This is a genomic window from Paenibacillus xylanilyticus, from assembly GCF_013359935.1.
Lineage (GTDB): Bacteria > Bacillota > Bacilli > Paenibacillales > Paenibacillaceae > Paenibacillus > Paenibacillus xylanilyticus.
This window is the reverse complement of the sequence record NZ_JABMCB010000192.1, coordinates 487,788-507,939: the sequence shown is the minus strand read 5'-3', so window position 1 is coordinate 507,939 and position 20,152 is coordinate 487,788. Positions and strand designations below refer to the sequence as shown.

At 48.3% G+C, this 20,152-nt stretch carries 15 protein-coding genes; all 15 read right to left on the bottom strand.

Annotated features, from left to right (window positions below; translation table 11 throughout):
- Nucleotides 1-3: 3 nt before the first annotated feature.
- Complete coding sequence (gene murB / locus HP552_RS22155) at nucleotides 4-909, bottom strand: UDP-N-acetylmuramate dehydrogenase (protein ID WP_175397540.1); 906 nt, start codon at nucleotides 907-909, stop codon at nucleotides 4-6.
- Nucleotides 910-1,049: 140 nt separating this feature from the next.
- Nucleotides 1,050-2,159 (bottom strand): undecaprenyldiphospho-muramoylpentapeptide beta-N-acetylglucosaminyltransferase, encoded by a 1,110-nt coding sequence (gene murG / locus HP552_RS22150; RefSeq protein ID WP_175397539.1) that lies wholly within the window; start codon nucleotides 2,157-2,159, stop codon nucleotides 1,050-1,052.
- 7 nt (nucleotides 2,160-2,166) lie between these two features.
- Nucleotides 2,167-3,264, bottom strand: coding sequence for a stage V sporulation protein E (spoVE, locus tag HP552_RS22145; protein ID WP_175397538.1), 1,098 nt, complete (start codon nucleotides 3,262-3,264; stop codon nucleotides 2,167-2,169).
- 48 nt (nucleotides 3,265-3,312) lie between these two features.
- Nucleotides 3,313-4,734: a UDP-N-acetylmuramoyl-L-alanine--D-glutamate ligase gene (gene murD / locus HP552_RS22140; protein ID WP_175397537.1), complete on the bottom strand. Its 1,422-nt coding sequence runs from the start codon at nucleotides 4,732-4,734 to the stop codon at nucleotides 3,313-3,315.
- Nucleotides 4,735-4,737: 3 nt separating this feature from the next.
- A complete protein-coding gene (gene mraY / locus HP552_RS22135; protein WP_095289967.1) occupies nucleotides 4,738-5,706 on the bottom strand; it encodes a phospho-N-acetylmuramoyl-pentapeptide-transferase in 969 nt (322 codons plus the stop codon).
- A 12-nt stretch (nucleotides 5,707-5,718) separates the two neighbouring features.
- The gene (locus HP552_RS22130; protein WP_312884331.1) at nucleotides 5,719-7,134 is read right to left on the bottom strand and encodes a UDP-N-acetylmuramoyl-tripeptide--D-alanyl-D-alanine ligase; all 1,416 of its coding nucleotides are present in this window, start codon (nucleotides 7,132-7,134) and stop codon (nucleotides 5,719-5,721) included.
- Complete coding sequence (locus HP552_RS22125) at nucleotides 7,134-8,621, bottom strand: UDP-N-acetylmuramoyl-L-alanyl-D-glutamate--2,6-diaminopimelate ligase (RefSeq protein WP_175397535.1); 1,488 nt, start codon at nucleotides 8,619-8,621, stop codon at nucleotides 7,134-7,136. The genes HP552_RS22130 and HP552_RS22125 overlap by 1 nt, the downstream gene beginning before the upstream one ends.
- Nucleotides 8,622-8,745: 124 nt before the next feature.
- Nucleotides 8,746-10,710, bottom strand: coding sequence for a stage V sporulation protein D (locus tag HP552_RS22120; RefSeq protein WP_175397534.1), 1,965 nt, complete (start codon nucleotides 10,708-10,710; stop codon nucleotides 8,746-8,748).
- Nucleotides 10,711-10,802: 92 nt separating this feature from the next.
- A complete protein-coding gene (locus tag HP552_RS22115) occupies nucleotides 10,803-13,124 on the bottom strand; it encodes a penicillin-binding transpeptidase domain-containing protein (RefSeq protein WP_175397533.1) in 2,322 nt (773 codons plus the stop codon).
- Nucleotides 13,125-13,136: 12 nt separating this feature from the next.
- Nucleotides 13,137-13,565, bottom strand: coding sequence for a hypothetical protein (locus HP552_RS22110; protein WP_175397532.1), 429 nt, complete (start codon nucleotides 13,563-13,565; stop codon nucleotides 13,137-13,139).
- A 27-nt stretch (nucleotides 13,566-13,592) separates the two neighbouring features.
- Nucleotides 13,593-14,543 carry a 16S rRNA (cytosine(1402)-N(4))-methyltransferase RsmH gene (gene rsmH, locus HP552_RS22105; protein WP_175397531.1) on the bottom strand — a complete coding sequence of 317 codons (951 nt, stop codon included), beginning with the start codon at nucleotides 14,541-14,543 and terminating at the stop codon, nucleotides 13,593-13,595.
- Between the two features lie 18 nt (nucleotides 14,544-14,561).
- Nucleotides 14,562-14,999 (bottom strand): division/cell wall cluster transcriptional repressor MraZ, encoded by a 438-nt coding sequence (gene mraZ, locus HP552_RS22100; protein WP_017687291.1) that lies wholly within the window; start codon nucleotides 14,997-14,999, stop codon nucleotides 14,562-14,564.
- 273 nt (nucleotides 15,000-15,272) lie between these two features.
- Nucleotides 15,273-16,538 (bottom strand): adenosylhomocysteinase, encoded by a 1,266-nt coding sequence (locus HP552_RS22095; RefSeq protein WP_175397530.1) that lies wholly within the window; start codon nucleotides 16,536-16,538, stop codon nucleotides 15,273-15,275.
- A gap of 59 nt (nucleotides 16,539-16,597) precedes the next feature.
- The gene (gene bshC, locus HP552_RS22090) at nucleotides 16,598-18,229 is read right to left on the bottom strand and encodes a bacillithiol biosynthesis cysteine-adding enzyme BshC (protein WP_175397529.1); all 1,632 of its coding nucleotides are present in this window, start codon (nucleotides 18,227-18,229) and stop codon (nucleotides 16,598-16,600) included.
- Nucleotides 18,230-18,381: 152 nt separating this feature from the next.
- Nucleotides 18,382-20,151 (bottom strand): ABC transporter ATP-binding protein, encoded by a 1,770-nt coding sequence (locus HP552_RS22085; protein WP_175397528.1) that lies wholly within the window; start codon nucleotides 20,149-20,151, stop codon nucleotides 18,382-18,384.
- Between the last annotated feature and the right edge of the window lies 1 nt (nucleotide 20,152).

Genomic DNA, 20,152 nt, shown 5'->3' with positions numbered 1-20,152 from the left:
GGTTTACCGCTCACCCACTACGAAGACTTCCGGTACCAGGTTAATACCGTTTTGAGATGATATAGTGCTCTGAATTTGCTGCATAAGGGTGATAACGTCCTCTGCTGTTGCTTGGCCGGTATTGACAATAAAATTGGCATGCATGGTGGATACCTGTGCGCCTCCCTGTGTCAATCCTTTTAGCCCTGCTGCTTCAATCAGCCGGGCCGCGTGGTCACCGGGTGGATTTCGGAATACACTGCCTGCACAAGCCATCTGCAGTGGCTGGGTTAGGCGTCTGCGGTCTTTGTAAGCCGCCATCGTTTCCGAAATGACTTTGCGCTCGCCTTGCCGAAGGACAAATGTAGCTTCAAGCACAATGCCTCTCCGTTCATGCAGTACAGAGTGGCGATACGCAAATTCCATGTCCTCCTTGCTGAAACGTACCAATTCGCCTGTCTCCAGCACAATCTCAGCGGAATGAAATATGCGTGACACATCCGATCCATGGGCACCAGCGTTCATATACACAGCTCCACCGACGGTTCCGGGAATACCACTGCCAAACTCCAGTCCGGTCCACTCCTTTTTGGCAGCAACCACACTGAGTTTCACAAAGGAATGTGCTGCTCCTGCCGTTACACCGTCATCGTGAAACTCCGCGTAATCGAAGCCATTCCCTGGTTTCACGACAATGCCGCGTATTCCCTTGTCAGACACCAGCATGTTTGATCCGCGTCCAAGCTGCATCCAGGGTATCTGATGGTGATGCAGCAATTGAACGAGATGAACCATCTGTTCCTTGTTTTCCGGTATAACCAGCGCGTCCGCAGGACCGCCGATTTTCCATGTGGTGTATTTGGCCAGCGGCTCGTTTTCAAGGATCATACCGACATTATTCTGGGATAGTATTGATATCCACTGATGCATGCTTGAATCCTCCTTTGCCTCAAACCGCCGAGCACAGTCTCTGAGCAAACCGTGATATGGCGCCATGGAACGATTGTCACAATTTATACGGTATCTTATGTCAGTCCTGCCTTGTGTGTGACAATCGCCCAGAACGCACTTTACTCGCGTACAGCAAGCCTTCGAATCTCACTCACCAGCACCTCGGCCGCATCCGGCTTGCCAAGCTCCCGGGAAGCAGCTGCCATGCGTTTGCGTGCTGTTTCATCATTCATGATGCTGGCAATAGCTTCATACAGTACCTTTCCCGACAGATCCTTCTCCAGCATGGTTACCGACGCACCCCCACCTTCCAGAGTACGCGCATTGGCTTCCTGGTGATTGTTTGTCACGTTGGGTGACGGAATCAGAATGGACGGGATGCCGAGCGATGTAATTTCTGCCAGGAATGAAGCCCCTGCACGATTCACAATTAACGAAGTGCAGGCAAGAACTTCAGGCATGTTGTGAACATAAGGAAGCACATGCAAATGGTTTGGCATCGTTCCAAGTGAACTGCGGATCGCTTCCCGTGTTTCGTCAAAATAGGATTCGCCCGTTACATAAACCACATGTACATCGTCCAGTTTCTCGAGCATGGGAGCCATGTCCACCATCGCTTTATTGATCGCTTTTGCCCCCCGGCTGCCACCAACAACCAGCACAACTCTGCTGTCCATCGGCACACCCAATGTGGCAAAGCCCCGATCCCGACTGGCCTTGGCTACCGTGGTTGCCCGCGGGTTGCCCGTGTATACTACTCTTTTGGCGCCGGAGAACGCCTTCTCGGACCCTTCAAAGCTAACCGCAACGGTATCTACATAACGAGTGAGAAACTTATTGGTTAAGCCTGGAATCGCATTCTGCTCATGAATAACACTTGGAATACCAAGCTTGGCTGCCGCATAGACGACAGGTCCGCATACATAGCCACCCGTACCAATGACTACATCAGGTTTGAATTCCTTCAGCATTTTTTTCGATTTACGAACGCCCTGAATAAATCTCATCACCGTCTTCAGATTGTCCACGGACAACTTTCGGCGAAAACCTGTAATATCAATGGATTGAAACGGAATGTTCTCCTGCGGCACCAATTTGCTCTCCAGCCCGCGGGTACCTCCAATATATAAAAATGTCGAGTCGGGATTTTCCGCCTCACATTGCCTTGCTATGGCAACGGCCGGATAGATATGTCCACCGGTACCGCCGCCGCTTAGTACGACTCGCATCGCATAGTCACCTCGCATAACGTGATAAGTTCAATAATATGCCTAATGCTGTCAGCATCAAGGTTAGGGATGATCCGCCATAACTAATCAGTGGAAGGGTTATCCCTGTAACCGGCATGAGCCCGATGACAACGCCGATATTAATAATGACCTGTACTGCCACCATTCCGATAATGCCGACACCCAGCAAACTGCCAAAAGGATCCGGTACGGTCATCGCAACACGCATCCCCCTCCAGACCAACACCAGGAACAAGAGGAGTACAATCAGTCCACCGATAAAACCAAGCTCTTCAGCCAAAATGGAAAAAATGAAATCCGTTTGCGGTTCAGGCACGTAGCTGTATTTTTGCCGGCTCATCCCCAGTCCCAATCCCGCCAGGCCGCCAGGACCGATCGCATATAACGATTGTATGATTTGATAACCGGCACCAAGCGGATCTGACCAGGGGTCCAGAAAAGCCGTTATTCGCTTCAATCTGTAGGGAGCAGCCGCAATCAATGCAGCGAATCCCGCAGCGCCGCCAAGGGCAAGCAGCAGCAAATGTTTCATCCGCGCTCCTGCCGTAAAAATAATCAGCATGGATGCACCCATCATCACGGTGCCTGTCCCCAAATCGGGCTGCAGCATAATGATTCCGAAAGCGAGCCCAATCAATCCGAGCGGAGGCAACAGGCCCGTTGTGAATGTTTTGATCTTCCCCGGCTCCTTGCTTAACCAATGGGCCAAAAACAAAATCATGCCCAGCTTCATGAATTCAGAAGGCTGAATACCGAATGAACCAATGCCGAGCCAGCTTCGCGCCCCACCTCGAACCACACCGATCCCAGGGATCAACACCGCGATCAACATAATAAAACAGGCAATCAATATCGGCTTCGCATATTTCCGCCAGACCCGGTAATCCACATTGGCTGTAACAAACATGGCAGCCAGTCCGAGTCCTGCGAATAACAGCTGTCTTTTGACAAAATAAAATGAATCGCCATAGTCATGAAAGGCAAGCACCGAGCCTGCACTATAGACCATGATAATGCCGATGGCAAGCAATGCCACAATACAAATCAGGAGCCAGATATCCGGCGCCGGTCGCGTCTGTTTCATCAGGAGGCCACCCCTTGCATGGAAGTAGGGGCTTTTCCACCCCCCTACTTACAAGTTATGCGCCGCCTCTTTAAAAATGCGTCCCCGCTCTTCATAAGAAGCAAACATGTCCCAACTTGCACACGCTGGTGACAGTAAGACAACATCACCTGGGGCCGCAAGCAGCGACGCTTCCGTTACTGCAGCGGTTAACGTCCGGGCAGCATCCTCCTCATTATCGACGACCTTAATTTGCTTTAATCCCGCCAGCTCAGCAACCTTGGCGATTTTCTGACGTGTTTCTCCGAGAGCAACGACCGCTTTCACCCGTTCTTGGAACACAGGTAACAGCTCCATCATGTCTGAGCCTCGATCCAGTCCTCCAGCGATCAATACAACCGGCTCCTTGAAGGAGTTCAGTGCCATCACTGTAGCCTTCGAATTGGTAGCCTTGGAATTGTTGTAGTACGTTGCACCGTTATGCTGCAGTACATACTCCAAACGGTGTTCAACCCCCTTAAACTCGGACAGGGGCCCCGCAAGCACAGCAGGGTCAGCTCCAGCCGCTACAGCAATGGCTACCGCGGCTAGCGCATTTCCCACATTGAAGCGTCCAGGAATGCCGATGTCCTCCACATCAATGACAATGTGATGATTGCCTTGCCCGTCGGCATATATCACCTGACGCTTCACATCATCATCTTCTCCTTCCACGTAAGGAGGATCAGCGTACACGCCAGCATCCAGCTTCTCTGTCAAGGAGAACGGAAGCAGCCTGCTTTTAATATAAGGAACCAGCCCCCGGCACACAGGATCATCCCAGTTCAGAATGGCTACATCGTCGGGATCCTGATTGGCAAATATTTTGGCCTTGGAAGCCACATAATCATCCATGTCCCCATGGTAATCCAAATGTGTCTCTGCAACGTTAAGCAAGCTCGCGATCCGAGGACGGAAGTCAACAGTCCCTTTAAGCTGGAAACTGCTGAGTTCAACGACCATCCAGTTATCGGCAGCAGCCTGTTCTGCGGCTTCGCTGAGTGGCGTACCGATATTTCCGGCAACGATTGGCTTCAAACCTGCTTGCTCCAGCATTTTTCCAACCCATGTCGTTGTCGTTGTTTTACCGTTGGAGCCTGTAATGCCAATCATTGGCGCAGCACAGAGATGGTATGCAACTTCTACTTCTGTCACGACTTCAATTCCTAATGAAAGGGCCTGCTGCACTGGAGGTGCCTGATAAGGGATGCCCGGATTTTTGACCACCAGCTTCACACCGGTGTGAATCAGATCATCCGGATGACCTCCGCATACAACAGAAATTCCCAAAGCCTCCAATTCGGATGCTTCGGGACACTGTTCCCTCTCTTTTTTATCATTAACTGTGACCTTCGCTCCCGCACGGTCCAGCACTTTGGCAACCTGCACGCCGCTCTTGGCCAGTCCGAGCACAACAACCTGTTGTCCGCGATATGATTCAGGATGGTTCATGATTTACAACCCCTTGTTGAGATAAAGTCCAAGAGCGGCCAAAATAGCACCTACCGCCCAAAAGGTAATAACAACCCGCCATTCCGACCAGCCGCTTAATTCAAAGTGGTGATGAATGGGACTCATTTTGAATACACGCTTGCCCCGAGTCTTGAAGGAAACCACTTGAATAATAACGGATAGAATCTCGATGACGAACACACCGCCAATGATTACAAAGAGAAGCTCTGTCTTCGTAACAATGGCAACTGCACCAATGGCACCACCAATGCCGAGCGAGCCCGTGTCTCCCATAAATACTTTGGCCGGATGCGCATTGTACACGAGAAAACCAAGCACAGCACCAATCATTGCTGCTGCACACACGGCTGCCGGCATGGAAGTTGCCTGCATCGCCACAATTGCAAATGCACCAAAAGCAATAGCGCTAATTCCGGACAGCAAACCGTCCAGACCATCCGTAAAGTTAACGGCATTGGTGATGGCGAGCATCATGAACACCACAAACGGATAATAGAACCATCCAGTCCAATCAAAGGAGACCGATGTGCCCGGAATGGAGATCGCTGTGCTGTGCCCATTCTGGATGAGCAAGAAACACATTACCGCACTGAAAAACAATTGCCCCAGCATCTTTTGTCTGGCGGTCAGTCCCAGTGAACGTTTGAATACAATTTTGATATAGTCATCCAGGAAGCCAATCAGTCCAAAACCGAGCGTAGCTACGAGCAGGACGTAAAAATCCGTATTCTTGACTGCCGAAAATTTCAAAAAGGCTAATGTAAAGGCAAGCAGGATGACAACCCCGCCCATCGTCGGTGTCCCGCTTTTTTTCAAATGGCTCTGCGGCCCGTCTTCCCGAACTTGCTGACCGAATTTCATTCGGCGCAGTAATGGAATCAAAAGCGGTGCGGCAATCACCGCCAAAATAAATGAAACACCGATTGTTAACAGTAATACCTGAAAATCCATGGGTTCACCCCTCTAGTCTACTCGATTCTGTAATGGTGCTATTTTTAGTGATTCGACCACGTCCTCCAGCTTCATGCCCCGGGAGGCCTTGAACAAGACTACGTCTCTGGAATGCAAGTTCTCCAGCAGGTAACGGGTCATCTCTTCCTTGTTTTCAAATGAATGTACAGCTTCTGCAGGCATATGAAGTTTTGCCCCTTCAGCTATGTTTGCTGATAACGGTCCATAGGTCAACACCAAGTCCATTTTTGCTGGAGTTATATATTCCCCTATGCCGTGGTGAAGTTCTTTTTCCTGAGGCCCCAGCTCCAACATATCTCCAAGTACAGCTACTTTGGAACGATACCCTTTCAGGCCATCCAGCACATCAATAGCAGCTTTCATCGAGGTTGGACTGGCATTGTATGCATCGTTGAGCATGGTCAGTCCGCTGACCCCCTGAAGAACCTCAATGCGCATGCCCGTCAATTTCAATTGCGACAACCCTGAAGCAATCTGTTCAGCTTTCACACCAAAATGACGTGCAACAGCAAGCGCAGCAAGACAATTAACGACGTTGTGTGTGCCGAGTAAAGGAAGCGTAAGAGCCTGTTCCCCGGATTGTTTTGTGGTGAATACAACTCCGTTCTGCGCATTCATGAGTCCGGTTGGATAATCATCATTGTCTGTTTGCAGTCCAAACGTAAATCGCTCAAGACCCTCGGGCTGCTTCGTCTCCGCTTCAGCAAGCACTTGCTTGATCAACGGCTCGTCTCCGTTATAGATCAACAGTCCGCCTGGTTTCATGCCTGCAGCAATTTCAGCTTTTGCTCTGGCAATCTCCAGTCTGGAGCCAAGCTGCAGCAGGTGGGATTCACCAATGTTTGTAATGATGGCGATGTCAGGCTGGGCGATCAAAGATAATGCCTCGATTTCTCTTCGGCCGCTCATGCCCATCTCCAGAATCACAATCTCGGTATCCTGCTCCATGCTTAACACCGTAAGCGGCAGTCCGATATGATTATTGAAGTTGCCCTGTGTCTTATGCACCTTGAAGGTGGTAGACAGAATGGCATCCACAATGTCCTTTGTTGTTGTTTTGCCATTACTTCCCGTGATGCCAACGACAGAGGTTTTGCTTTCAGCTAAATAAGCAGATGCAAGTGTCTGTAGAGCTGTCAACGTGTCATCGACTACAATGACGCCACCGCCCTGCGGGGCATCACCATGGTCTTTTTGCCATAGTGCCCCTGCGGCTCCCTTTTCTAAACAGGCTTGCACAAATTCGTGCCCGTCAAACCTTTCGCCGACAAGCGGGATGAACAAGCTGCCTTCTACAGGCTTGCGTGAATCTGTAAACACGCCTTCAACGTGAACTGCTCCATAAGCAGCAAGGTCGCTTAATGTTCCTCCGCACATTTCGGCTAATTGTGCCAATGTTCTTTTTATCAATTGGATTTGCCCCTTATCGCCTCTTTGGCTATGATCCGATCATCAAAATCCGTTTTGGTTGTTCCGATGATTTGATAGGTCTCATGACCTTTGCCCGCAATCAATACTACATCGGCTGGGCTTGCCATTTCAATAGCCTCATGAATCGCCTGACGACGATCTACAATCATGAGGTAACGATCCGATGATACACCTTCTTCCACCAGACCCACTTCAATATCTTTGAGGATCAGATCCGGATCTTCCGTCCGTGGATTATCGGAAGTGACAAAAACAATGTCACTGTACTTTGCTGCAATTTTCCCCATTAATGGACGTTTGGTCCGATCCCGGTCTCCCCCGCATCCGAACACGCAGATGACACGTCCTTCTGCAAACTCCTTTACCGTCCGCAGCACGTTTTCCAATCCGTCCGGCGTATGAGCGTAGTCAACAATGACAGCAAACGACTGACCTTCGTCTACGGCTTCAACACGTCCGTCTACACCAGGCACAGTCTCCAGACTGCGTTTGATCTCTTCCAATGGTACACCTTCAACAAGTGCAGCAGAGATTGCAGCCATGGCGTTATAGACGTTGAATTTTCCTACCATGCGCAAGCTAATGTCTGTACTGCCTGCGAATGTATCCACATGGAAAGACGTGCCCTGTGATGTGATCGAGATTTTGGATGCCCGTACATCAGCGCCCTCTTCCATGCCGTATGTAATCACTTCAGCTGCGGTGACAGATTTGAAATAATCTGCAGAAGGATCATCCGCGTTAATAATTGCAAATTTGCGACGGGAAGCATCCTCAGTGTACTCGTTGCCAAGTCTTGCAAAGAAGAGACCTTTGGCTGCGCGGTACTCTTCCATGGAATTGTGATAGTCCAAATGGTCTTGGGTCAAATTGGTGAATACAGCGGTCCGGAAATCCGTTCCTTTTACACGTCCCTGCTCCAAAGCATGCGACGAAACTTCCATTACACAGCAATTCGTGCCTGCTTGAACCATATCATACAGACTCCGCTGCAGATCAAGAGCTTCTGGCGTTGTTCCTGACATCGGATAGGTACGGCCGTCGTAACGCATTTGAATGGTACCGATCAAACCCGTTTTTTGTCCATGATCACTCATGATTTTTTCAATCAGATATGTGGTTGTTGTTTTGCCGTTGGTTCCTGTTACACCAATCATATTCATCTTGTGACTTGGTGAGTCAAAAAAGGAGTCCGCCAGTACAGCCATTGCAAAACGACTGTCTTTGACCAACAGCTGTGGCACAGGCAATTCCAGTTGTCGTTCCACAACCAATGCTACAGCTCCAGCGTTAACAGCTTTCTCTGCATAATCATGTCCGTCTACGGTATGTCCCGGAAGACAGATAAACAGATCTCCCGGTTGTACCTGGCGGGAATCTGTCTGTAAGTTCTGGCATTCTGTATTTGGCTCGCCAATCAGGCGGGCAGTTGTCAGCTTTGATGCAAATTGTTTTAAAAGCACATGAATAACCTCACTTCTCCAAGTTTACTTCTGCACAGGGCAATTCATTTTATTAATATCGTCCATATAGCCATTTAATGAAACGCAACTTTTTGAATTTTGTTGCGGTAGGAACCGGAGCCGGTTAAGGCTCCTGTCCTTCTTCTTCCGTATGCTCGTGTGCATCATTCAGCACATCACTCATGTAGATTCGTATGGTTGAACCCTGCTCTACCCTTGCTCCAGGCTTCGGAGCCTGGTTAATTACGTACTTCCCACTGCCGGACTTTGCCAGCATAAAGTTCATGTTGAGATCTTCGTACAGATCCTCAACCGTTGCACCTGTCAGGTCGGGCACGGTGACAATTTTTGTTTCACCATACTTGTATTCTTTTGCGACCTGATCCTTACGTACCGGGACATTCATGTAATGCAGCGAGTCTTCAAGTATATTCTGTACAATTGGAGCGGCTACAACGCCCCCGAACTGAATCCCTTTGGGATTATCGACAGCCGTGTACACCACGATCTGCGGATCATCTGCTGGAGCAAACCCAATAAAGGATACAATATGCTCGGTAGAGGAATAACGTCCGTTAATAACCTTCTGGGCTGTACCCGTTTTGCCACCTACCCGGTATCCATCAATGAAAGCCGGTCTTCCTGTACCCTTTGCAACAACACTTTCCAAAGCTTCACGAACCTGCTTGGAGGTATCCTCGGAGATGACCTGCCGTACAAGCTCAGGCTTGACTTCTTCCATGACTTCTCCCGTTTCAGGATGAACCCATGCCTTCGTCACATAAGGTTTGTAGAGCTTGCCACCATTAATGGCCGCTGATACAGCCGCCACTTGCTGAATTGGCGTAACGGAGACACCTTGACCAAAAGCAGTCGTTGCAAGTTCGACAGGACCCACTCGAGACAGTTTAAACAATATACCACTCGCTTCGCCACTGAGGTCAATCCCCGTTTTGGTTCCGAATCCGAAGTCTTTGATGTAAGAGAACAGGGACTCTTTTCCCAGCTTTTGACCAAGGGCCACAAACCCGGGGTTGCAGGAGTTTTCCACGACTTGCAGAAATGTCTGACTGCCATGCCCACCCTTCTTCCAGCAGCGCAGGCGGGCGCCTCCGACTTCAACATATCCTGGGTCAAAAAATTGATCCTGCTGCAGATTTACTTTTTTCTCTTCCAGTGCTGCTGCCAGGGTAATAATTTTAAAGGTTGAACCGGGTTCGTATGTCATCCAAATCGGTAAATTCCGGTTATAGATTTCAGACGGGTACTGCTGGTAATCCGCTGGTTCATACCCCGGCCTGCTGGCCATGCCGAGCACTTCGCCCGTTTTGGGATTCATCGCGATGGCCAGAGCGGAATTAGCCTGGAATTTGACCATGGCCTGATCCAATTCTCTCTCCATGATGGACTGAATTGATTTGTCGATGGTCAGCTCCAGGTTTAGACCATCCCTTGGTTCCACATACTTCTCAGATGAGCCCGGCATAAGCCTTCCGGCCGCATCGGACAAGTAGGACACACTGCCATTTAAACCGGTCAACTTCTCGTCATATCTTTTCTCAACTCCGGTCAATCCTTGGTTATCAATACCTGTAAAACCAAGAATATGAGCAGCCAGGTCATCATAAGGATAAAAGCGTTTATTATCCTCTGCAACAACGATACCCGGAAGCTTCAAATCACGAATGCGCTGAGCTTTCTCCATCGTAATTTTGCGGCCGCCGGGTTGTAGTCTTACAATCAGTTCTCTTTTCTTGATGGTTGCCAGCACTTTCTCTTCCGTCATCCCAAGCAAAGGCGCCAGCGCTTTCGCCGTAGTCTCTGCTTCCTTGACCTGAGCAGGAATTGCCATAATCGTCGGAGTAGTCACATTATAGGCAAGAGAGGTACCATTGCGGTCCAGAATCTCTCCCCGTTTGGCTGAATAAGGAATATTACGCCGCCAGGACTCCTCCGCTTTTGCAGACAATTCCGGTCCTTTCCCGAGTTGTACATAAGCAAGCCTGATGACCAGGGCCGAAAATAACAAAACCAAAATGAGCAAACTCCATAACAGTCTGCGCCGTAGATTTACACTTGAACCCTTCACGAAAAGATCCCCCCACTCGTCCCAAAATCATGACCTCGTTCATTCATGAATATTCGGGACAACCGGGGGTTAGAACAAGCTGTAAAGGATTGCTATGGAAGGACGGGATCGACCGCGGCATCGGAAGACGGTTCTGTCTCGTTGGTTGAAGTCTTGGTTTCATCAGAGCTGCTCGTTTCTCCTGTTTTGCCTGACTCTTCTGATGTCTCCTTGCCTTCATCCTCCAGTGCTGTATCGGAAGACTCGGGATCTTCATCCGCTATCCCTGTAACCGCTGCTTTGGCTGTCTGCAATGTAAGCTGTATGGTCCGCTGTTCCCCTGAGACCTGCTCTTTCTGACTCACAACATAGCCTTCACCCTTGACGATCACTCCTACTTTCATGAGTGAAAGAACTTCCATGGCATCACGAAGTGATTCGCCTGTCAGATCAGGAACTTTCATACTGCTGCTGTCTTCCGTGAGCAGGTAGATTCGCTGGCCCGGGTTCATAAATTCGCCTGCCGCAGGGTACTGGCGAATAACACTCTCGCCCTTCCCAAGGGTCTCGTAAGCAATTCCTGCGTTCAGAAGCTGGCTTCTGGCCTGTTTGGCTGTTTTCCCAGTCAAGTCAGGAGTCTTCGTCTGGATGACCGTAGATGCCTTTTTGTCCGTCGTCTTGGCTGTATCTTTTGGAACGCCCATATATTGAAGTGTCTGACTTACAATTTTCTTGAATACAGGTGCAGCGGCGGTGCCACCACCAATGTTGGAACCACTGGGCTGGTCAATCATCACCAGCATGGCAATTTTGGGATCGTTCACAGGTGCAAAACCGATAAAAGAAACGACATCTTTGGTTTTGCTATATCCTTCCCCGTTCACCCATTTTCTTGCTGTTCCCGTTTTACCAGCAACTCGGTATCCCTCAATGTAGGCGTTGCGTCCAGTACCGATCTGTTGGTCAGCTACAACCTGTTCCAAATATCCACTTACGAGTTTCGCAGATTCCTTGGAAATGACTTGGCGAACCTCTTTGGGCTTAATCACTTCAGTCGTTTCGTCATTTGGATTGATGATTTCCTTCACCAAATGTGGAACCATCAGTTTACCGCCGTTAGCAATGGCCGAAATAGCTGCCACCTGCTGGATTGGGGTTACCTGTACCAGACCATGACCATAGGCTGCTGTTGCGATTTCGGACTTGTAGACCAATGGCTTGATCGGTGAAGCCGACTCGCTTGGCAGATCAATGCCTGTCTTTTGGCCAAATCCGAATTCGTCTATGTAGTGACGCAGACGTTCGCCACCAAGCATGCTGTAACCCAGGTTTACAAATGCAATGTTACTTGAGCGTTTAACGCCTTCCAGATATGAAATCCGACCATAAGCATGACCATTATCACTGATTGAATATCCACCTATATTAATTCGTTTTGATTCAAACGTTGCATTCGGATCAAACAGCTTTTCTTCTACAGCCCCAGCAAGTGTAACAATTTTAAATGTTGACCCTGGTTCGTAGATGGACTGTGTTGCATGGTTGATAAAGTTTTTCTGGTCTGGTGTTTCCCAGTACGTATTGGGATTAAAATTCGGCCAGTTCGCCATGCCCAGTATTTCCATCGTGTTGGGGTCTGCCGCAATAACAGTCATACTCAGGGGATTGTACTGAGCAACCGCTTCTTTTATGGCGTCTTCGATGTAAAACTGAATGGTATCATCAATCGTCAGCTTCAGGTTGTTTCCGTTCTGCGGTGGAAGATAGTTATCCTGGGAATCAGGAAGCTTGACACCTTTTGCATCCTTTTGATAGTTCAGGTAACCATCCGTGCCCGTCAGCTCTTCATCGTAAGAAACCTCAAGCCCGTTCACAGCTTTTCCATCACGGCTCATGTAGCCCAGGAGATGCGAAGCGAGCGTTTCTTCCGGATAAAACCGCTTCGACTCCTGTGCCATTACAATGGCGTTCTGAGCCTTGTAATCTTCCTTCAGTTCCTCACGAAGTGCAGTTACTTTTGCTGCAAGCTCCGGGCTTATTTTATAACCTTCGCTTCGAACTTCGCGTTGTTTGTAAAATTCGCCATCTTTATTCTTAGCAGTTACCAGAGCACGCAGTTCACTCTCATTTTTACCAAGTATCGCTGCAAGCTTTGTTGTCACGACATCTTCAATCCCAAGCTCATGGATCAACTCGGGATTCACCGATACCGTATATGCCGGTGCATCCGTTGCCAGAATGTTGCCATTCCGATCCGTGATGGACCCACGGCTTGCCTTAATGGTCTGTTCACGTTCTACAAGTTCGGATGCATATCCTTTCCAGGTACTGCTGTTCACAACTTGAATGAAGAAGATTCGGGTTATCAGTACAAGAAAAAAGAGGGTAATACATCCCCCTATAAGCAGCGTGCGCATCTTTATTCTTTTTACCATCGGTACACCTCTTTACTTACTTGCTGTATCCGAAGACGACTCTGTATCCTGCGAGCTTGTTGCACTTGTTGAACGAGGCACATAAATTACATCCTTGTCGGATGCCTCCACATAGCCCAGTTCACGTGCATTTTCGATGACCAGATTGTTCAGCTTCTCTTTTTCCACTTGCAGATCTGCAATAGTTTTCTCGGCTTCTCTCATTTCGGAGAGCGTTACTTGAGCCTGCTTGTTCAGATCATAGATGTGAGCATAACGCCACATCAGTGCACCACCAATAACAATACAGATCATTAATGTCATCAGATACAGAAACTTCTCGCGTGCCGGAAGACCGGTACGACGAGTAACCACTTTGGTGGTTTCCTTGTAACGCTGCTGTGTCACACGTTCCTGGGTTGCTTTTTCTTTTACTGCAAGGTTACCACGTGTATATGCCATACAAAGGCTCTCTCCTTCGCTCTTGGATTACAGTTTCTCGGCTACGCGCAGCTTCGCTGAACGTGCACGGGAGTTCTCGGCCAGCTCTGTTTCCGTTGGAATCAGCGGCTTCCTGTTGACTAAACGCAATATGCCCTTACCGCCGCACACACATAACGGAAAATCAGGGGGGCATGTACACTTCTCCAGATAACTGCTGAATATTTGTTTACAAATCCGATCCTCAAGCGAGTGAAAGGTAATAACAGATACACGTCCACCTGGTGCCAGGCACCGAACCGCCTGATGCAATCCTTCCTCGAACGCACCCAGCTCATCATTTACTGCAATCCGCAAAGCCTGGAAGCTGCGTTTCGCAGGATGGCCACCTGTTCGGCGAGCAGCTGCCGGGATGCCTTCCTTGATTAACTCCACTAGCTCTCCTGTGGTCTCAATGACAGATTGGCTTCGTTTCTCCACAATGACACGCGCAATTCGTCTTGAAAATTTCTCTTCACCGTAACGGTATAGAATCCGGGCAATCTCCTCTTCAGGCCATTCGTTGACAATTTCTTTGGCTGTAAGGAATGCATCCTGATCCATCCTCATGTCCAGCGGAGCATCGTGATTGTAACTAAACCCACGTTCTCCTTCATCGAATTGAGGTGATGACACGCCCAAATCATACAAAATGCCATCCACTTGTGGCACGCCGTCCTTCATTGGAACATTTAGTTCTTTCAATACCTGTTCCAAATCGCGGAAATTCGTTTTAACCAGCGTGACACGATCTCCATATGAAGCAAGCTTTTCACGTGCATTATCCAAAGCCCAATCATCCTGATCCAGTGCGATAAGCCTTCCCCCTGGACCGAGCTTGGAAGCAATGACGGAACTATGTCCTCCTCCACCTAAAGTGCAGTCCACGTATATACCGTCCTGCTTGATGTTTAATCCCTCTGTTGCCTCTTCTTTGAGTACGGTTATGTGGTGAAACAACCTGCACCCCTCCTGACTTTATAAATCAAAATTAAAATCGACCAGCTTTTCGGCAATGTCGTTGAATGCTTCCTCGGATTGATTGAAATAACTCTCCCATATGCCTTTGCTCCAGATCTCCACCCGGTTCGATACGCCAAGAACAACACAATCCTTGTCCAGTTTGGCATACTCCCGTAAATTGCCCGGCAAATTTACCCTGCCCTGTTTGTCCAATTCACATTCGGTAGCACCCGAGAAAAAAAAGCGGGTAAACGCACGTGCATCCGACTTCATCAAAGGCAGTGCTTTGAGCTTCTGTTCCATGACCCCCCACTCCTCCATGGGGTACACGAAAAGACACTGGTCCAAACCCCGTGTGACAACGAAAGAGGGTCCAAGAGATTCGCGGAATTTGGCCGGAATAATAACCCGACCCTTGTCATCAATGCTATGTTGGAACTCCCCCATAAACATTGGCCCACTCACTCCTCACCCGTTTCTCCCACTTTGCCCCACTTTCCACCACCTAAGCATAATAGATTCGCACTAAAAAATCAAAACCCTTCTTGCTAGTTTGATTTTTTTTCATTCTGCAGCATCAAAAAACGCCTTTGATCCTGTCGCTCAGGATCAAAGGCGTTTCCCCAGTAATGGTTATCCTACATACAACCGCATATGAGCCATATCATCAATACACTATTCTATACCCTTTGACTCAGTTCATCAGCTTGTAATTATTGGATCACACTAAAATCTCCAGCTATCCAAATATTTTTCTTGCTCGGCTGACAGGGAATCAATCGAAATATCCAGGCTTTCCAGTTTGTAGCTGGCCACCTGTTGGTCGATCTCATAAGGTACATTAACAACCGTCTTACCCAATGCAGCATAGTTCTCGCTCACATAGCGCAGACCCAAAGCCTGCAATGCAAATGTCGTGTCCATGATCTCAGCAGGATGGCCGTCAGCTGCACCCAGATTCACAAGACGACCTTCTGCCAGAAGGTACATTTTGCGTCCATCCTTGAAACGATATTCCTCAATGTTGCGACGCACCGTACGAATCGATTCTGACCGTTTGGCAAGTTCAGGTTTATTAACTTCCACATCAAAATGACCCGCATTGCTCAGGATCGCTCCATCTTTCATCACATCATAGTGTTCACCCGTGATTACATCCTTATTGCCGGTAACAGCGATAAAGAAATCTCCCAGTTTGGCTGCTTCCACCATAGTCATTACGCGGAAACCGTCCATATGTGCCTCTACTGCTTTGATTGGATCAATTTCTGTTACGATTACATTTGCTCCGAGCCCTTTGGCGCGCATCGCCACGCCTTTGCCACACCAGCCGTAACCCGCTACAACTACATTCTTTCCGGCTACAACCAGATTGGTTGTACGGATGATGCCATCAAAAGCAGATTGCCCTGTACCGTAACGGTTGTCGAACAGGTATTTGCAATAAGCGTCATTAACTGCCACCATCGGGAATTGCAGTTGTCCTTCTTTCGCCAATGCTTTCAGACGGATAATCCCTGTTGTCGTTTCCTCTGCGCCTCCACGAATGGTAGCAGCAAGGTCAGGACGTTCAGAGGCAATAATGGTAGCGAAATCACCACCGTCATCAATGATCAGATCAGGTTTAACTTCCAGTGCACGAAGCTGCAGCTGTTTGAACTCTTCAGGCCCCGGATTGTATTTGGCATAAACGGTAACTCCATCTTCCACAAGAGCCGCACATACATCATCCTGGGTCGACAATGGGTTACTGTGTGTAATGGTAACTTCTGCACCCCCAGCCTGAATAACTTTGGCCAGGTAAGCTGTTTTGGCTTCAAGGTGAAGGCAAATGGCAACCTTTAAACCTTTGAAAGGCAGATCCTGTTCAAATTGGCGGCGAATCCGGTTCAACACCGGCATATGTGCCTCAACCCAATCAATTTTCAGATGACCTTCAGAAGCAAGTCCCATATCCTTGACAATACTGTTTTGCAATGCAGATGTAGTCATGCACATCCTCCTCGTTTATCTGTTTCTTCTATTATAAAGGTCTTCTGCTAAGCACATGGTTATAACGTAATCACTTGATGTTGCCCACGGAATTCACGTCCGTTCTCAATCAGTTCCTCAATCCACTTTGTTCCATAACGGTTCAAATAGAAGAGCGCATTGTGCACTCGTTCCTGTGGTTTATTCATAGGAAAGAGAGAATTCTGTATGCCATTCCAATGTCTCAGTCCGACCTCATGTTTGTCCATGATCGCTTTCTGTGTTTGCTTTTCGAGATATTGAATCTGTTCATTAATCTTCCTCAGATTCGTCTCTCCGATCCGATCAAGTCCGGCGTGAATTTGCGCAAGTTGATCGAGCAATGGGCGATAGAGCTCAGCAAATGTTTGCTGGACCTGTTCAAATTGTTCCTTGACTTGGAATGTTTCCTGTCCAGCGAGCCACTGCTCTCTTTTTTCTTCCATACGGTATTGCACATCTTGAAAAGAGAGCTCGTACTGATTCATATGTTTGTGATGTACATCTTCCAGGATGGTATAAGACAACCGTGGTAGCAAGATGGGCATTTGCAGACCAAACTGGCGAAATGCAGTTCTGGTTAATCCCCAGTATGCAATCTCACCCTGTCCCAGAATTACCGCAGCTACAGGTAGTACGGAATCCTGCATTAGCGGACGGGTTAATACATTATTACTGAAACGCTCGGGATGTTCTCCAAGCTCCTGAAGTAGTCGTTCTTCCGTAAAAGACACTAATCCTTTTCGGTCCGTATACAAACCATCTTTTAGGAATAAAAGCAAACGAGCCCCATCGTGAATATAAAACAGATTTGCTCCGTCTTCAGCAACCTCGGCCGGCATGGAGTACCCCGACTCCTGCACCATGCTTGCCCCTTGCAAATAAGCTTCGCGCAACGAGGTGTTCTCACGAATCAATCTTTCAAATACAGGCTGTTCCAGTTCGCGTAATCCGGGATCTGCCGCATCCATAAGGACAAGTCCGCTATTGCCGAACAAAGCTGACAACATTCTGGCAAACGCATCACTAAGATTCGAGCTGGATTGATGGATACGATTGAGCATCTCCATTAATCCAGGTTTATGTACAGTATCCGGCAGCAGGTGCTCCACCTGCTCAAGTACGTTCATCCACTGTTCCACTGCAATTTCGACACCACTCACCGAATTCCGGCCATCAAATCGACCATGCAGCTTGACTTTGGTCATTTCTCCATTGCGATCAGGCAGATAGGTGTGGTTCACTTCGTCCCAGTCATGATCTTCGCCAGCGATCCAAAATACAGGAACTACCGGACGCTGAAGTGTGGCCTCCGCTTCACGGGCAGCTGCAACCACGCTCGCAGCTTTGTAGATAACGAATAGCGGACCTGTAAGCAATCCGCTCTGCTGTCCCCCCGTAACCACAAACGTACCTTCCTCAGCCAGACGGGAGATGGAGTGATGTACAGCTTCGTGATCATTCAAACGTTTGTTATATATGCGTAAATACTCTACCAGGTTCTGGCGGTTCACACGTGTGTTCTCCGATTGATTCAACCATTCGGCACGCGCATGAAGTCCAGACTCCCAGTGAATGTCATACTCGTAAAGGCCCCGCGCAGCATCACGTGAGCAGATATAATCTTCTGCAAGTTGCGTTCCACTGCGGAGTGCCTCGGTAATAGCCTTCATGAGGTCTGCCTCCTATTCTGCTTCAAAGAGCCTTTCTTGATTGTACCGAATTACAGGCCTCTTCGTCAAAAGAAAGTAATTGAAAAAACAAAAACCGCCGGACAAGCCGACGGTTTGATAACATAAATGAGTTCAAGCGGTGTAATAATCTCTTATACGTAAGGTTCTGAAACCCAGTGACCTTTGGAAATCTCAATCAATTGAGCATTCTCCAGGTTATAAGGATCGTTTACAGGACCACTGCCTGCATTTTGGATTGGACCAGACTGTTCATCCGGCAGCAAAATGCGGCGTTTGTTTGCTTCCACTTCCGGATCAGGTACGGGAATCGCAGAAAGCAATGTTTTGGTATAAGGGTGAACCGGGTTGGAATACAACTCCTCACTCTCAGCCAGCTCCACTACTTTACCCATGTACATAACCGCAACACGGTCACTGATATGCTTAACCATGGACAAGTCATGCGCGATGAAGAGGTAAGTCAAACCAAGACGCTGCTGCAGCTCTTCAAGCAACTTAACTACTTGGGCTTGGATGGATACATCGAGTGCTGACAAAGGCTCATCACAAATGATGAATTTAGGGTCAACTGCCAGCGCACGTGCAATACCGATCCGTTGTCTTTGACCACCAGAGAATTCATGCGGATAACGGAGCGCATGGCTTGGATTCAAACCTACGAGATCCAGCAATTCCTCTACACGTCTCTTCCGCTCTTTACCGCTGGAAGCCAGGCCGTGGATATCAAGCGATTCGCCGATAATATCCATAACGTTGAAACGTGGATTCAGCGATGCATATGGATCCTGGAAAATCATTTGCATATCTTTGCGCATTTCTTTCATTTTGCGCGGAGACAGCTTATAGATATCTGTTCCGTTAAAGTTAACATTTCCGCCTGTTGGCTCATAAAGGCGAAGAATTGTACGTCCCGTTGTGGATTTTCCACATCCGGATTCCCCTACAACTCCAAGGGTTTCGCCTTCAAAAATATCAAAGCTGACATCATTAACCGCTTTGAGAATGTTACCTTTACCCAGATTGAAGTATTGTTTCAGGTTCTTCACTTCAACTAGCGGCTTGTTGGCACCTTTGATAATACCAACCGGAGTAGGTTTTTCTTTCTTAGGCTCGTCCAAACGAGGCAAGGCGTTCAACAATTTGATTGTATATGGATGCTTAGGATTGCTGAAAATTTCAGCTGTCGTTCCCGTCTCCACTACTTCGCCTTCCTTCATAACAACAACGCGGTCACACATACCAGCTACTACACCAAGGTCATGGGTAATGAGCATGATGGATGTTCCAAGCTTTTGCTGCATATCCTTCATGACATCCAGGATTTGCGCCTGAATGGTTACATCAAGTGCTGTTGTCGGCTCATCCGCAATGAGAAGGGATGGACGGCACGCCAGGGCAATGGCAATCATTGCACGCTGACGCATACCACCGGAAAATTGGTGTGGGTAGTGATTCATGCGAATTGCCGCATTTTTGATACCCACGAGCTCCAACATTTCCAAAGCACGCTTCTCAGCTTCTTTTTTGGACATATTTTGGTGTTTGCGAAGTACTTCTGTAATTTGCTTACCGACTTTAATTGTAGGATTCAATGAAGTCATTGGATCCTGGAAGATCATCCCGATGTCTTTACCACGGATGGCTTCCATTTGTTTATCTGTTTTTCCAAGCAGGCTCTGCCCGTGAAAAGTAATCTCTCCACTTTTGACCTTCGAAGGCGGGGAGGGAATCAGCTTCATGATGGTTTGGGCGGTAACACTCTTACCACTACCGGATTCACCAACAATCCCCAGCGTCTCTCCTTTGCCAAGTTCAAAACTTACATTTTTAACGGCATCAAATTCACCAGAACGTGTTGTAAACGACACGCTTAGGTCCTTGACTGTTAAGATTGGCTCCATA

Excerpts from the sequence above, each read along its gene's own strand:
- murD (WP_175397537.1), bottom strand. The coding sequence starts at position 4,734 with ATGAACCATCCTGAATCATATCGCGGACAACAGGTTGTTGTGCTCGGA.
- HP552_RS22085 (WP_175397528.1), bottom strand. The coding sequence starts at position 20,151 with ATGGAGCCAATCTTAACAGTCAAGGACCTAAGCGTGTCGTTTACAACA.
- murG (WP_175397539.1), bottom strand. The coding sequence starts at position 2,159 with ATGCGAGTCGTACTAAGCGGCGGCGGTACCGGTGGACATATCTATCCG.
- mraZ (WP_017687291.1), bottom strand. The coding sequence starts at position 14,999 with ATGTTTATGGGGGAGTTCCAACATAGCATTGATGACAAGGGTCGGGTT.
- bshC (WP_175397529.1), bottom strand. The coding sequence starts at position 18,229 with ATGAAGGCTATTACCGAGGCACTCCGCAGTGGAACGCAACTTGCAGAA.
- HP552_RS22115 (WP_175397533.1), bottom strand. The coding sequence starts at position 13,124 with ATGGTAAAAAGAATAAAGATGCGCACGCTGCTTATAGGGGGATGTATT.
- murB (WP_175397540.1), bottom strand. The coding sequence starts at position 909 with ATGCATCAGTGGATATCAATACTATCCCAGAATAATGTCGGTATGATC.
- mraY (WP_095289967.1), bottom strand. The coding sequence starts at position 5,706 with ATGGATTTTCAGGTATTACTGTTAACAATCGGTGTTTCATTTATTTTG.
- HP552_RS22110 (WP_175397532.1), bottom strand. The coding sequence starts at position 13,565 with ATGGCATATACACGTGGTAACCTTGCAGTAAAAGAAAAAGCAACCCAG.
- spoVE (WP_175397538.1), bottom strand. The coding sequence starts at position 3,264 with ATGAAACAGACGCGACCGGCGCCGGATATCTGGCTCCTGATTTGTATT.
- HP552_RS22095 (WP_175397530.1), bottom strand. The coding sequence starts at position 16,538 with ATGACTACATCTGCATTGCAAAACAGTATTGTCAAGGATATGGGACTT.